The sequence below is a fragment of the Flavobacterium sp. GW821-FHT12A05 genome (genome assembly GCF_058807735.1).
The window spans coordinates 1-12,467 of the sequence record NZ_JBXAQY010000009.1 but is presented as its reverse complement, the minus strand read 5'-3'; the positions used below and the strand labels follow the sequence as shown (position 1 = coordinate 12,467).

General features: G+C 34.2%; 15 protein-coding genes and 1 tRNA gene. 9 read left to right on the top strand and 7 right to left on the bottom strand.

The window, feature by feature from the left end:
- Positions 1-70: 70 nt before the first annotated feature.
- The gene (locus AC1RRQ_RS19830; RefSeq protein ID WP_493024730.1) at positions 71-307 is read right to left on the bottom strand and encodes a hypothetical protein; all 237 of its coding nucleotides are present in this window, start codon (positions 305-307) and stop codon (positions 71-73) included.
- Between the two features lie 304 nt (positions 308-611).
- Between AC1RRQ_RS19830 and AC1RRQ_RS19825 the strand changes: the two genes are divergently transcribed.
- Together AC1RRQ_RS19825 and AC1RRQ_RS19820 are read left to right on the top strand one after the other, a co-directional pair.
- Positions 612-2,198: an NAD(P)/FAD-dependent oxidoreductase gene (locus AC1RRQ_RS19825; protein WP_493024729.1), complete on the top strand. Its 1,587-nt coding sequence runs from the start codon at positions 612-614 to the stop codon at positions 2,196-2,198.
- A gap of 72 nt (positions 2,199-2,270) precedes the next feature.
- Positions 2,271-3,359, top strand: coding sequence for a DUF6630 family protein (locus AC1RRQ_RS19820; protein ID WP_493024728.1), 1,089 nt, complete (start codon positions 2,271-2,273; stop codon positions 3,357-3,359).
- Positions 3,360-3,568: 209 nt separating this feature from the next.
- Here the strand turns inward: AC1RRQ_RS19820 and AC1RRQ_RS19815 are convergent, their stop codons facing one another.
- Positions 3,569-4,528 carry a quinone oxidoreductase family protein gene (locus AC1RRQ_RS19815; RefSeq protein WP_493024727.1) on the bottom strand — a complete coding sequence of 320 codons (960 nt, stop codon included), beginning with the start codon at positions 4,526-4,528 and terminating at the stop codon, positions 3,569-3,571.
- A gap of 460 nt (positions 4,529-4,988) precedes the next feature.
- Between AC1RRQ_RS19815 and AC1RRQ_RS19810 the strand changes: the two genes are divergently transcribed.
- A complete protein-coding gene (locus AC1RRQ_RS19810; protein ID WP_493024726.1) occupies positions 4,989-5,426 on the top strand; it encodes an META domain-containing protein in 438 nt (145 codons plus the stop codon).
- 75 nt (positions 5,427-5,501) lie between these two features.
- Here AC1RRQ_RS19810 and AC1RRQ_RS19805 read toward each other — a convergent pair whose 3' ends face one another.
- The 5 genes from AC1RRQ_RS19805 to msrB all read right to left on the bottom strand — a co-directional run bounded on the left by AC1RRQ_RS19805 (position 5,502) and on the right by msrB (position 9,240).
- Entirely contained in the window at positions 5,502-6,740 is a 1,239-nt protein-coding gene (locus AC1RRQ_RS19805) for an RNA polymerase sigma factor (RefSeq protein ID WP_493024725.1), read from the bottom strand.
- 63 nt (positions 6,741-6,803) lie between these two features.
- Positions 6,804-7,142, bottom strand: a complete 339-nt coding sequence (locus AC1RRQ_RS19800) for a YciI family protein (RefSeq protein ID WP_493024724.1) — start codon at positions 7,140-7,142, stop codon at positions 6,804-6,806.
- 80 nt (positions 7,143-7,222) lie between these two features.
- Entirely contained in the window at positions 7,223-7,675 is a 453-nt protein-coding gene (locus tag AC1RRQ_RS19795; RefSeq protein ID WP_493024723.1) for a carboxymuconolactone decarboxylase family protein, read from the bottom strand.
- Positions 7,676-8,072: 397 nt separating this feature from the next.
- Entirely contained in the window at positions 8,073-8,678 is a 606-nt protein-coding gene (msrA, locus tag AC1RRQ_RS19790; RefSeq protein WP_493024722.1) for a peptide-methionine (S)-S-oxide reductase MsrA, read from the bottom strand.
- Positions 8,679-8,685: 7 nt separating this feature from the next.
- Positions 8,686-9,240, bottom strand: coding sequence for a peptide-methionine (R)-S-oxide reductase MsrB (gene msrB, locus AC1RRQ_RS19785; protein WP_493024721.1), 555 nt, complete (start codon positions 9,238-9,240; stop codon positions 8,686-8,688).
- Between the two features lie 296 nt (positions 9,241-9,536).
- Here msrB and idi point away from each other — a divergent pair, with 296 nt between their 5' ends.
- From idi to AC1RRQ_RS19755, 6 genes are all read left to right on the top strand, one after another.
- Positions 9,537-10,064 carry an isopentenyl-diphosphate Delta-isomerase gene (idi, locus tag AC1RRQ_RS19780; RefSeq protein WP_493024720.1) on the top strand — a complete coding sequence of 176 codons (528 nt, stop codon included), beginning with the start codon at positions 9,537-9,539 and terminating at the stop codon, positions 10,062-10,064.
- A gap of 21 nt (positions 10,065-10,085) precedes the next feature.
- The gene (locus tag AC1RRQ_RS19775) at positions 10,086-10,496 is read left to right on the top strand and encodes a 6-carboxytetrahydropterin synthase (protein ID WP_012022374.1); all 411 of its coding nucleotides are present in this window, start codon (positions 10,086-10,088) and stop codon (positions 10,494-10,496) included.
- A gap of 3 nt (positions 10,497-10,499) precedes the next feature.
- Positions 10,500-10,958: a peroxiredoxin gene (locus AC1RRQ_RS19770; RefSeq protein WP_493024719.1), complete on the top strand. Its 459-nt coding sequence runs from the start codon at positions 10,500-10,502 to the stop codon at positions 10,956-10,958.
- A gap of 63 nt (positions 10,959-11,021) precedes the next feature.
- On the top strand, positions 11,022-11,990 hold the full coding sequence (locus AC1RRQ_RS19765; protein ID WP_493024718.1) for a type I phosphomannose isomerase catalytic subunit: 969 nt from the start codon (positions 11,022-11,024) through the stop codon (positions 11,988-11,990).
- A 57-nt stretch (positions 11,991-12,047) separates the two neighbouring features.
- Positions 12,048-12,314 carry a hypothetical protein gene (locus AC1RRQ_RS19760; protein ID WP_012022371.1) on the top strand — a complete coding sequence of 89 codons (267 nt, stop codon included), beginning with the start codon at positions 12,048-12,050 and terminating at the stop codon, positions 12,312-12,314.
- Positions 12,315-12,390: 76 nt separating this feature from the next.
- Positions 12,391-12,464: transfer RNA gene (locus AC1RRQ_RS19755), tRNA-Thr, on the top strand.
- The last annotated feature ends 3 nt before the right edge of the window (positions 12,465-12,467 follow it).

Genomic DNA, 12,467 nt, shown 5'->3' with positions numbered 1-12,467 from the left:
TGAAACTGAGACTGGGATTTAAATATATATTCTCAGTGCAAAACTGTAAACTGCCACTGAGAACTGAAAACTATTCGTAGAGTTCCCCTCGATGCGGTTTCAAAGCATCTCTCACCTGAATCATATTTTCATCGGTAACCACCATAAAAGCGGTTGCATGCATGTCGTTTACGATTTTATATCCTGTAATATTCAGGGGCAGCTTTTCTATAGCGATATATTCTTTTAAGTGAATTTCGTGATGTTCTGCCGTTTTTGCAGCAACAGGGCCGCGGAAATCCCAAATCAGTTTTATTTTTCTAGACATTTTTTTTAAGGTGCAAAGGTTCAGAGGTGCAAAGGTACAAAGGTTAGTTGAAAAAAAAGGTGCTGAGGTTCTGAGTGACTAAGATTCTAAGTTTTTTCTGTAGAGACGCACTGCAGTGCGTCTAACTGATTAAAAGAAATCTTTTTAATCCATTTAATCTGTGGCTGAAAAATATACATGATAAATATAAAATCTGTTTAAATCTGTGGCCAAATTTTACACTAAACATAAAATCTCATTTCAAAATAGTACTTTTGCATCTTCTTTTCATAGAAAGAAAAGCTAATAGAATAAAAAAGATACAATGCCAAGAGAACTTTTACTTCAGGTAACGCCGGAAATTGCAGCAACCGAATCGCTGCTTAAAGACTATTTGTCTAAACAAATAAAAGTTTCTCCGCAGGAAATTCAGCATATTACCATTTTAAAACGTTCGATTGATGCGCGCCAAAAAGCGATTAAAATCAATTTGAAAGTTATTATATACTTAAAAGGAGAACCTTTTCAGGAAACTAAAATTGAACTTCCTGTATATAAAGATGTTTCTTCTGCTCAGGAAGTGATTGTAGTTGGTGCAGGTCCGGCAGGACTTTTTGCGGCTTTGCAATTAATTGAATTGGGTTTAAAGCCAATTGTACTCGAACGCGGAAAAGACGTTCGCGGACGCCGACGCGATTTAAAAGCAATAAACCGTGAACACATCGTTAACGAAGATTCCAATTATTGTTTTGGAGAAGGCGGAGCAGGAACATATTCTGATGGAAAATTATACACACGCTCTAAAAAACGCGGCGATGTAACCCGAATTTTGGAACTTTTGGTTGCTTTTGGAGCTTCAGAAGATATTTTGGTAGAAGCGCATCCGCATATTGGAACAAATAAACTTCCTAAAATTATTGAAGACATTCGAAATAAGATCATCGAGTTTGGCGGTCAGGTTTTGTTTGATACAAGAGTTACTGATATTTTGGTAAAGAATAATGAAGTGGAAGGAATCGTAACTCAAAACGGAGATAAAATTCTGGCAAACAAATTGATTTTAGCAACCGGACATTCGGCTCGTGATATTTTTGAATTATTAGATAAAAAGAAAATCCTAATCGAAGCAAAACCTTTTGCTTTAGGAGTTCGTGCAGAACATTCTCAGGAATTAATTGACAGTATTCAATATAGCTGTGATTATCGCGGCGAACATTTACCTCCGGCGCCTTATTCGATTGTGAAACAAGTTAACGGCCGCGGTATGTACTCCTTTTGCATGTGTCCGGGTGGAGTAATTGCGCCTTGTGCGACAAGTCCGGGTGAAGTGGTTACCAATGGCTGGTCACCATCTAAAAGGGATCAGGCAACAGCAAATTCAGGAATTGTAATTGAGTTGAAATTAGAAGATTTTAAACCTTTTGCAAAATTTGGAGCTTTGGCCGGAATGGAATTTCAAAAAAGTATCGAACAAAAAGCATGGCATTTGGCTGGAGGCTTGAGCGCTAGCGAACTGGCGAAGCAAACTCAAAAAGTTCCGGCACAAAGAATGATCGATTTTACGCAAAATAAAGTTTCTACGGATATTCCTAAAACTTCTTATGTTCCGGGAACCACTTCGGTCGAAATGGGACAGGTTTTTCCGGGATTTTTATCGCAGATTTTACGCGAAGGTTTTAAGGAATTTGGAAAATCAATGCGTGGTTATTTAACCAATGAAGCAATTTTACATGCGCCGGAAAGCAGAACTTCATCGCCGGTTAGAATTCCGAGAGATCCTATGACTTTAGAACATTTGCAGATAAAAGGATTATATCCTTGCGGAGAAGGAGCAGGTTATGCCGGCGGTATTATCTCAGCCGCAATTGATGGTGAAAAATGTGCTTTAATGATTGCTGAAGCTTTGAAATAATTCACTCGCTGGGTTTCGGGTTATTAAAAATTGTAATATATTTATTGCTTTAGTTTGATAATTATACGCCCAATGAAAAACTTTTTCTCCAATCTATTTAATAGAAACAACGATCCAAAATCAATAATTTCTTTTGATGTTATTGATCCAATTTATTCGTATTTATATAATGAGCAGGCGAGTCTTGAGCTTAAAGTAAAAGGAATTAAGGAAGAGGTATCTGTTAATTTGTTTTATTTTCCAGGTTCATTAGATCATGAAGAAGGTAAGGCAGAAATTAAAAAAGCAGGTTTTACTAATTCTTATGAAGTTTTAAATGAACTTTATAAAAAGATGGATATTGGGATTCTTTCTCCAGAGATAATGGAACAGGGATTAGAGTATGATTTTATACACATTCAGTTTTATTCGGAGCCCACTGCTGATGAAAAAAAATTCTTTAAGCGTTCCATAAAAAACTTCATTATCTTTTTTTGCTGTACCAATAGTTTAGAAACCAACGATTTTAAAATTTTATATTCGGGAACACATTTCTTCGATTATACAAAAGGACTTTTAGAAAGTGAGCTTTTAGATTTTAATAACCCGAAAAATGAAAGTCAGGAAATAGGGGTTAAGGATTTTAAATTGGTTTTACAGGGAATCTGTCAGCATTTAAATATTGAAATTCCGGAAAGTGTTGAACTTCCTTCACAGGAAAATTTGATAGAAGTTGAAGAAGTTAATCTGGAAACGTTTGAAGAGTTTATCAAATTAGTTTCAAGAGAAAATATCGAGGAAAAAGAACTAAAAAAACAATCTAAAAAGCTTTTCAAAAACTATCAAAAAGACACTAATGAATATCACGCTATAGTTGATGGTCATTTTAATTTCTTCGAAAGTATCGATGCCTGGAACAGCGACTGGAAATTTGATCCCGAAGATGCTGAATATTTCATTTCTGAAATGATTGGCGAAGATCTTAATTTCGAATATCCAGAAGAAACCTATAGTCATGATTTGTTCCCGTATATTCAATCGGCATTAGAAAAGCGCGGTTTCGAATTAATGAGTTACAATACAAATGGAGATAATTATTTGTTTTTTGTTGCCAATAAAGAAGACGTCAGCAGGATTTTAGAATTATCTGAAATTACTAAAATTGAAGTTGATCAATTGTAGGTTGTATAAAAGTATTTTTCTCAATCTTGTCATCCCGAGGAACGAGGGATCTCCGCAAGAAACTCTATAGCGAAAATCGACAATCTTTGTAGAGCTGCTAGTGGAGATCCCTCGTTCCTCGGGATGACAAGATTGTGGTGAGAACTGTCATTGAAAACTGAAAACCGAGACTGAAAACCGCGACTGCGACTGAAAACGGATCACTACAGTCAAGGAATCAAAATAATCTTTCCAGTACTTTTTCGGCTTTCCAGATAATCATGCGCCAGTTTTCCTTCTGATAATCTGAAAGAAGCAGGTTCTGGAAGTTTGATTTTACCTTCGATAATCCAATTGAATAATTGAGAGGCACGTTTAATTCGTTCTTCTTTAGAATTTAAATAACTCCATAAATCACCTCCGGTTAAAGTTTTAGAACCGTCCATAAGTATTCTTGGATCTACTGGTGCCGGATCACCGCCCGCCATTCCGAAGAAAACAACTTGACCGCATTCTTTAGTCACTTCAAAACTTTCCATAAGTGTGCTTCCAATACTGTCATAAACAACATCAACGCCATTTGGAGCAACTTTAAAAACCTGTGATTTCCAATCGTCATTATAAAGAAAAACATGATCTGCACCTTGGTCATAACCAACTTTTGCTTTTTCTGCAGATGAGGTTAAACCAATAACATTAGCACCCAAAAGTTTACTTATTTGCGTAAGGATTTGTCCAACTCCGCCTGCAACGGCATGAATTACTACTGTTTCATTTTTTGTAGTTTTGTGGCTGTCGGTTGCTAAATAATGTGCTGTTAAACCTTGCAGTAAAACAGAAGCAGCAGTTTCAAAAGAAATATTTTCGGGTAAAGGTAAAACGTGATTTGTGTTTACGGCAACCAATTCGGCATTTGCGAAAGGAACATCGGCGAAAGCCACACGATCACCAACTTTGTATTCCGGATGATTATTAGTATCGACTACAATTCCTGCACCTTCATAACCCGCAATAAAAGGCGGATTTCCTTTTAAATGATAGTTTCCTTTTCGCCTGTAGACATCGGCAAAATTTAATCCGATGGCTTTCATCTCAACTAAAATTTCATCACTTTTTAATTGCGGAGCTGGAATTTCGATATATTCTAAAACATCAGAATCGCCAAAAGTAGAGAAGGTAAGTGCTTTCATTTTTAAATTATTTTAGGAATACAAAGTAAGGGAAAAATCAAAAAGAAAATGCCTCAAAATATTGAAGCTTGGATTTTATTTTTTTAGCCACAGATTAAAGGAATTTATACAGATTTTTTTTAATTTAATTTAAAAATCTTAATAATCCTTTAATCTGTGGCTAAAAAAAAGAAATATTTTTTGGCTTTTGATCGTTGTAAATTACAGTAAAATGAAATCGCAAAGGTGTAATTTAAATATTTGGCCAGTAATAATTTAAATAAAATGATGTAACTTAGATGTCAGAAAATTACAGCTTTAAATAAAATCCGGCTTGTTGATGTTTTTGGAGAAAGTTTAATTAGAGTAAAATTAATTTTTAAGTAGAGGTACAACTGGGCATGAATATTGCAAATGGAATGTTTGTAAGAAAATTTAATCTTCAAAAAACAAATTATATTAATCTTTAAAAATCTATTTTATGAAAAAATATACTATTGCCATCGTTTCGGTTTTAACTTTATTTATTGCTTCATGTAACGCCTCAAAAGAGACTGCAAGCGCAGGAAATCTTTTTGATACAACTTGGGAACTAGAATACATCTCTGGGCCTAGAATTGCTTTTGAAGGATTGTACCCAAATAAAAAGCCGCAAATTACTTTTGATAAAAAAGAAACCAAAGTTTTTGGTAATAACGGATGCAACGGCTACAGCGCACCTTATACTTTAAGCGGAAAATCGTTGACTTTTGGTGAGCCTGGACCAACTACAATGATGTTTTGTGAAGGCGGCGGAGAACAGCAGTTTTTAGGCCAAATGAAAAAAATAACAAGCTATTCTATTGATAAAGATGGAAAATTAAATTTAATCGAGGGTGATGTGCCAATGATGCGATTTAAAAAAGTGGCGAAACAATAGTTTTAAAAATAAAGAATAAAAGAAAAGAGAAATGATTCGTTCATTTCTCTTTTCTTGTTTTATGCTGATGCAGTTTTACTTTAGTTTTAACTGCTCGATATTTTTGCTGATGATGTTTTTGTCGGCTGTAGTTTTGGCTAAACCAATCGCAGTTTCAAAATGTTGCAATGCTTTTTTTGAATCAATTCCCGAATACAAATTTCCGAGTAAGGAATAATAAAAATGATTATCGGTTAAGTTTAATTTTTCGGCTTCGTGAATTGCTTCTTCTCTGCCTTTTACTTTAGATAAGGCATACGTTCTGTTTAAGGCGACAATTGGCGAATATTCTAAAATAATTAGATTGTTGTAGAGTTCCAGAATATTTTCCCATTTTTCAATTGTTTCTGTTTTTATGGTGTGCCAATAGGCAATTCCGGCTTCTAAGTGATATTTTGAAAGTGTATTTCCGGTTGAGGACTGGCTTAGGAAATAAGTTCCTTTGTCGATTAATTCTTTATTCCACAACGATTTGTCCTGATCTTCATATAAAATAATTTCACCGTTCAAACCTGTTCGGGCATCAAACCTTGAAGAATGAAAACACATTAAGGCCATTAAAGCATTGGTTTGCGGTAAATTTGTACTTTTATTTTGAATTAACAAATAAGTCAAACGCATGGCTTCGGTACAAAGGTCTTTTCGTAGAGTGGTATTTTGAGAAATAGAATAATAGCCTTCGGAATACAGCAGATAAATGGTTTTTAAAACCGTTTGTATTCTATCTTTTATTTCAGAATTGCTGGGATTTTGAATTTTTATATTTTCTTCCTTCAATTTTTCTTTGGCGCGATTAATCCTTTTGTAAATGACTTCTTTATTAGAAAGGAAAGCGTCAGAAATTTCATTTATGCCAAAACCGCACAATAAATTTAAGGCAAGGGCAATTTGAGCTTCTTCGGAATTACAAGGATTACAAACTGTAAATATCATTGCGAGCTGACTGTCGGCAATATTTTGATCAGATAAATCAATATCGATTTCAGGATTGTTTAATGGAGTATTGTGTTTTATTTCGGAAACTATTTTGGTTTCAAAAACGTTATTTCTTTTCAGGTGGTTTTTGGTTTTGTTTTTGGCCACCGTGTAAAGCCACGCAGTTGGGTTTTCTGGAATTCCTTTAATTGCCCAGGTTTCTGAAGCGGTCAGGAAAGTGTCGCTTACAATATCTTCGGCAATTTCGATATGATGAATGCCAAACAAACTGCAGAGAACCGAAACTATTTTTTGATACTCTGTTCGAAATAAATTTGGGATAAGTTCTTTGTGCTCCATATTTTTAAGAAAAAAATGCCTAAGTAAAGATACAAAGGCATTTTATATAAGTTAGTTCAAAATCTAAACGGCCATTCTAATTTCGACATTTCCACCAAAATTAAGTACCGGACATCCTTGCGCGATTTCGGCAGCTTCCTCATAATCTTTGGCTTTAATGATAATTAAACCGCCAATCGATTCTTTGATTTCAACAAAAGGGCCGTCTGTAATTCCTTTGCTCGAGTTTACAAGTTTTCCTTTTCCGTCCCATCGCTGCAAAGGTCTGGCTAGTTTATCCTGAGCGGCCAGGCTTCCAAACCAGTTTTGCCATTGTTGTAAATGCTGCTGTAATTCTTCTGGAGAAGGTTGTTTTTCTTTTGTCACAAAATCTCTTCTGAAAATCAATAAAAACTCATTCATTTTTTTATGTTTTATAAGTGATCTATTTCTTTTTAAGCTGTATAAAGTTAATCGTTTTTAGAAAACAATCAATTGGTTTATTATCCAAATTGACCCACTCTGTAAGTTCCCGGAGTATTAGAAAAAGCAATATTTATGCGATTCCAGGTATTAATTGTTGCTATAGCAAGCGTAAGATCAATTAATTCTTCTTCTGTAAATTCAGCTTTTGCAATGTCGTAAATTTCATCAGGAACGTCGCAGGCATTTACAGCTTCGGCATAAGCAAGAGCGACTCTTTCTCGTTTAGTATAATAAGGGGTTTCTTTCCAGGCGCTTAATCCAAATAAACGCTGTGTAGTTTCACCATTAGCCAAAGCCTCTTTTGAGTGCATGTCTAAACAATAAGCGCAATTGTTAATTTGAGATATTCTGAAATCTACTAATTCCATTAAAGATCTCTCGATTGTTGATTTTTTCAAATAACCCGTAACTCCAAATAAAGTACTGATTGCTTTTTGGCCTTTTTCGAATACATTAATTCTAGTTTCCATGTTGTATAATTTTAGATGTTTATACCCTAATAACAATCGAACTTTCAGGATTGGACAAAAAAATGAAAAAAAAAGTAAAATATTTTTCAATTAAGAGAAAACCCAGTGTTTATGGGAGTTTATGAAATAAAAAAAAAGCTGTTTCGATAGAATATTTATAAAATTATTCTATCAGCAAACCCCATCGGGGTAAAATATTTATAGAATTTTAATAAGACAAATAAAAAAAGCTCCGGAGGAGCAACATATATTAGATTAAAAAAAATATGTCGCTCCTCCGGAGCTTTAAAATGTAAAAAAAAACATTTTTGCTATAAATATTTCGCTTCTCCGAAGCTTGCAAAATAAACAGGCTGTCTTTTTGAGACAGCCTGTTTATAATATTGTTTAATATTCTTTATTTCTTTTTGAGTTTGTCTTTAAAAACTTTTTCAAACTTTTCTATTTTTGGCTGAATAACCATTTTGCAATACGGCTGATTTTTATTGTTTGCATAATAGTTTTGATGATAATCTTCGGCTTTATAAAAAGCTTTAAAAGGTTCTACTTTTGTTACAATCGGATTATTGTAGACTTTTGCTTTGTTTAGTTCGGCAATAATGCTTTCGGCAGCTTTTTTCTGTTCGTCGTTTTTATAAAATATGACAGAACGGTATTGTGTTCCAACATCCGCACCTTGACGGTTTAAAGTAGTGGGATCATGAACGGTAAAAAAGACTTTGAAAATTTCATTAATATCGGTTACGTTTTTGTCATACGTAATTTGAACGACTTCGGCATGACCGGTTGTTCCGGTACAAACTTCTTCATAAGATGGGTTTGCGACTTTTCCTCCAGAAAATCCCGAAACCACAGATTTCACTCCGTCCAGATTTTCGTAAACAGCTTCAACACACCAGTAGCATCCGCCGCCAAGCGTAATAGTTTCTAAATTCGGTTTTTTGTTTTGAGAAAATCCGTTAATTGATAAAGCAAAAAGGCAGATTAAAAGTGTATTTTTCATTTGTAAATTATTTGTTATCAGGGATAAAATCAAGAGCAATCGAGTTCATGCAGTAACGCTTTCCGGTAGGAGCGGGGCCATCATCAAATAAGTGGCCTAGGTGTCCGCCGCAACGTCCGCATAGAGCTTCGATTCTTTCCATTCCCAACGAGTTATCATTTTTGTAAACCACACTTTTTTTATTGTCTTGTTCAAAAAAGCTAGGCCATCCGCAGCTGCTGGCAAATTTTGCTCCGGATCTAAAAAGTTTGTTACCGCATGAAGCGCAGTAATAAGTTCCTTTTTCGTCAGTGTTCCAATATTTTCCTGTAAAAGGTCTTTCGGTATCGGCTTCACGCATAACGGCGTAAACATCTTCGGGTAAAACCTTTTTCCATTCGGCATCGGTTACATTTAATTTGGTCGTGTCGGTGTTAGAATAATAAGGATTTCCGGGTTTACTAATTTTGTTTTCCATAGTTACCGTTTTAGCGGGTTGTTTTTTTGTGTTTTGTCCGCATGCTTGTAAAATAAACAGCGGAATCAAAAAGCAAAGGCTGAAAATTAAGTTTTTAGATTTCATAAATTTTTGGATGCATTAATCTGAATTTCAAAGATACGGTGAGTTTTAACTTCGAAATGTCGCCTATATTACAATTCAGATATATTTAAGTATGTTTTAACTTTTTATTATTTACGTAAAACAAATGGCTGTAGTTTTTATATCTTATTTTTAAAGGATTTTTGAGGTGAAATAAACTGCAGTGTATTGTAAATCAAAATTTTATAAAAATTATACAGTAGTTAAACTTTTCACAATGTCTTCTAGGATTTTATAGCCATTTCTTTTTTCGTATTTTTGTTAAATCAATACGCCTTATGACAGAAGAAAACGTAATATTAGTTAATCAGAACGATGAACAAATTGGCTTAATGCCAAAATTAGAAGCACATGAAAAAGCGCTTTTGCATCGCGCATTTTCGGTTTTTATTTTAAATAGTAAAAATGAAATCATGCTGCAGCAACGCGCTCATCACAAATATCATTCTCCTTTACTCTGGACCAATACTTGCTGCAGTCATCAGCGTGAAGGTGAAACAAACATCGAAGCCGGAAGCCGAAGATTGTTTGAAGAAATGGGATTTAAAGCCGAATTGAAAGAGTTGTTTCATTTTATATACAAAGCACCTTTTGATAATGGTTTAACAGAACATGAATTAGATCATGTTATGATTGGTTATTATAATGATGAACCAGCCATAAATCCTGATGAGGTCGAAGACTGGAAATGGATGAGTATTGAAGATGTTAAAGCAGATATTGAAAAACAGCCCGAAATTTACACGGTTTGGTTTAAGATAATTTTTGATGAATTTGATCATTATCTCGAAGACCACAAATTATAACCAAAGTTAACCAAAACCTAAATGAGAGTAACCATATCAAGAAAAGCGCATTTTAATGCTGCACATCGATTGCACAGAAAAGATTGGTCATTAGAAAAAAACAATGCTGTTTTTGGAAAATGTAATAATCCCAATTTTCATGGTCATAATTATGGTTTAACAGTAAGTGTTACAGGAAAAATTGACCCGGAAACTGGTTTTGTTTTAGATGTGAAAGTATTGGCGGATATTATACTGGAAGAAGTAGAAATTCCGTTTGATCACAAAAACCTGAATCTGGACGTTCCGGAATTTCAGGATTTGAATCCAACTGCAGAAAATATTGCTGTTGTGATATGGAATAAAATTAGAAAAAGAATTCAGCCCGACTTTGACTTAGAAGTTGTGCTTTATGAAACAGACCGCAATTTTGTAACTTATAAAGGAGAATAATAAATGTCATTAAAAATAGGAGATATAGTTCCGAATTTTACTGCAAAAGATAGTCACGGAGAAGTTTTTGAAAGCAAAAATGTTTTAGGACGAAAACCTTTAGTGATTTATTTTTACCCAAAAGATAATACGCCCGGATGTACTACCGAGGCCTGCAGCTTTAGAGATCAATACGAAGATTTTTCAGCTTTAGGTGCAGAGGTTATTGGTATTAGTGCCGACAGCGTAAAATCGCATCAGAAATTTGCCAATAAACACAAACTTCCATTTATTTTACTTTCTGACCAGGACAAAAGATTGAGACATCTTTTTGGCGTGAAAAATAATTTGTTTGGACTTTTGCCGGGAAGAGTAACGTATATTATCGACAGGAATGGAGTAGTTATTTATATTTTTGATAGTATGAATGCCGAAAAACATATTTCGAAAGCCTTAGAGATAATAAGAGAATTAGTATTATAGATTTAAAAAATCGTATTAGATCGTTGTTTAATTAATATAGATATTAGCCTTTAAAATTAAAATATGAAACCAAATTTGTACCCTTTGCAATTTGAACCAATCCTGAAAGAAAGAATCTGGGGCGGCGAGAAATTAAAAACAGAATTAAACAAACCGATTACTTCTAAAATTACTGGTGAAAGCTGGGAATTATCTACTGTAGAAGGCGATGTGAGCACAGTTGCTAACGGAGACTTAAAAGGAAAATCATTAATGGATCTTATTAATGAAACTCCAAATGAAATTCTTGGAACCAGAGTTTACGATCGTTTCGGGAAACAATTTCCATTACTTTTTAAATATTTAGATGCCCGCGAAGATCTTTCGATTCAGGTTCATCCAAACGATAAACTGGCAAAAGAACGTCATAACTCTTTTGGTAAAACCGAAATGTGGTATGTAATGCAAGCCGATGCTGATTCTAGAATTATTGTTGGTTTTAAAGAAGATTCAAGTAAAGAAGAGTATTTAAAACATTTACACGATAATACTTTAATTTCTATTTTAGATGATGTAAAAGCAAAAGCGGGAGACGTTTTCTTTTTAGAAACGGGAACTGTTCACGCAATTGGCGCCGGATTAGTGGTAGCCGAAATTCAGCAGACATCAGATATTACCTATCGTTTATACGATTTTGATCGTGTAGATGCACAGGGAAATAAAAGAGAACTGCATGTAGACTTAGCACTTGATGCTATAAACTACAATAAAGTTGATACACAAAAGAAATACGACTCAAAAGCCAATACTTCTAATGTTGTTGTAGATTGTCCTTATTTCACGACCAATTTTATTCCGTTAGAAGATAAAGTAGAAGTTTCTAAATCTGGAGAAACATTTACCGTTTATATGTGTATTGAAGGAAGCTTTGAAATCGAATATGACGGATTTAAACATACTTACATAAAAGGAGATACTGTTTTGGTTCCGGCTGCGATAAATTCATTTGTTTTGAGCGGAAAAGCTTCAATTTTAGAAATTTACATTTCATAGCACTTAATCTAAAGATAATGTGTACTTTTGCAGACGCAAATTAAAATTATAATAAAAATGGCAAACGTTAAGAATTTAAAGAAAGACATCAATTTTGTATTAGGAGATATTATTGAGGCAGTTTACTTGTTTGAGATGTCTACAACAGGAAATCCTACTCCAGAAACGAATGCTTTAATCGATGAAGCTATTGCTGCATTTGATACTTTGATTACAAAAGTGAACGCTAAGAACGTTGAAAATAAAAAAGCACACTTCAAACAAATCAATGTTGAATTAGAACAAACTGCTAATCAATTGATTGAAAAAATCAACGCACTATAAGCAAAAAAAAGTGTAAAAAAGTGCAAATTTATTTTGGGAAAACGAAAAACCGCTTTATATTTGCACCCGTAATGAGGCCGATGTAGCTCAGCTGGCTAGAGCAGCTGATTTGTAATCAGCAGGTCGTGGGTTCGAGTCCCTCTATCGGCTCAA

What these genes read in the sequence shown, in the direction of transcription:
- AC1RRQ_RS19815 (WP_493024727.1), bottom strand. Translation starts at nt 4,528, where the DNA reads ATGAAAGCACTTACCTTCTCTACTTTTGGCGATTCTGATGTTTTAGAA.
- AC1RRQ_RS19830 (WP_493024730.1), bottom strand. Translation starts at nt 307, where the DNA reads ATGTCTAGAAAAATAAAACTGATTTGGGATTTCCGCGGCCCTGTTGCT.
- AC1RRQ_RS19765 (WP_493024718.1), top strand. Translation starts at nt 11,022, where the DNA reads ATGAAACCAAATTTGTACCCTTTGCAATTTGAACCAATCCTGAAAGAA.
- AC1RRQ_RS19770 (WP_493024719.1), top strand. Translation starts at nt 10,500, where the DNA reads ATGTCATTAAAAATAGGAGATATAGTTCCGAATTTTACTGCAAAAGAT.
- AC1RRQ_RS19795 (WP_493024723.1), bottom strand. Translation starts at nt 7,675, where the DNA reads ATGGAAACTAGAATTAATGTATTCGAAAAAGGCCAAAAAGCAATCAGT.
- AC1RRQ_RS19810 (WP_493024726.1), top strand. Translation starts at nt 4,989, where the DNA reads ATGAAAAAATATACTATTGCCATCGTTTCGGTTTTAACTTTATTTATT.
- AC1RRQ_RS19825 (WP_493024729.1), top strand. Translation starts at nt 612, where the DNA reads ATGCCAAGAGAACTTTTACTTCAGGTAACGCCGGAAATTGCAGCAACC.
- idi (WP_493024720.1), top strand. Translation starts at nt 9,537, where the DNA reads ATGACAGAAGAAAACGTAATATTAGTTAATCAGAACGATGAACAAATT.
- AC1RRQ_RS19775 (WP_012022374.1), top strand. Translation starts at nt 10,086, where the DNA reads ATGAGAGTAACCATATCAAGAAAAGCGCATTTTAATGCTGCACATCGA.
- msrB (WP_493024721.1), bottom strand. Translation starts at nt 9,240, where the DNA reads ATGAAATCTAAAAACTTAATTTTCAGCCTTTGCTTTTTGATTCCGCTG.
- AC1RRQ_RS19760 (WP_012022371.1), top strand. Translation starts at nt 12,048, where the DNA reads ATGGCAAACGTTAAGAATTTAAAGAAAGACATCAATTTTGTATTAGGA.
- AC1RRQ_RS19805 (WP_493024725.1), bottom strand. Translation starts at nt 6,740, where the DNA reads ATGGAGCACAAAGAACTTATCCCAAATTTATTTCGAACAGAGTATCAA.
- AC1RRQ_RS19800 (WP_493024724.1), bottom strand. Translation starts at nt 7,142, where the DNA reads ATGAATGAGTTTTTATTGATTTTCAGAAGAGATTTTGTGACAAAAGAA.
- msrA (WP_493024722.1), bottom strand. Translation starts at nt 8,678, where the DNA reads ATGAAAAATACACTTTTAATCTGCCTTTTTGCTTTATCAATTAACGGA.
- AC1RRQ_RS19820 (WP_493024728.1), top strand. Translation starts at nt 2,271, where the DNA reads ATGAAAAACTTTTTCTCCAATCTATTTAATAGAAACAACGATCCAAAA.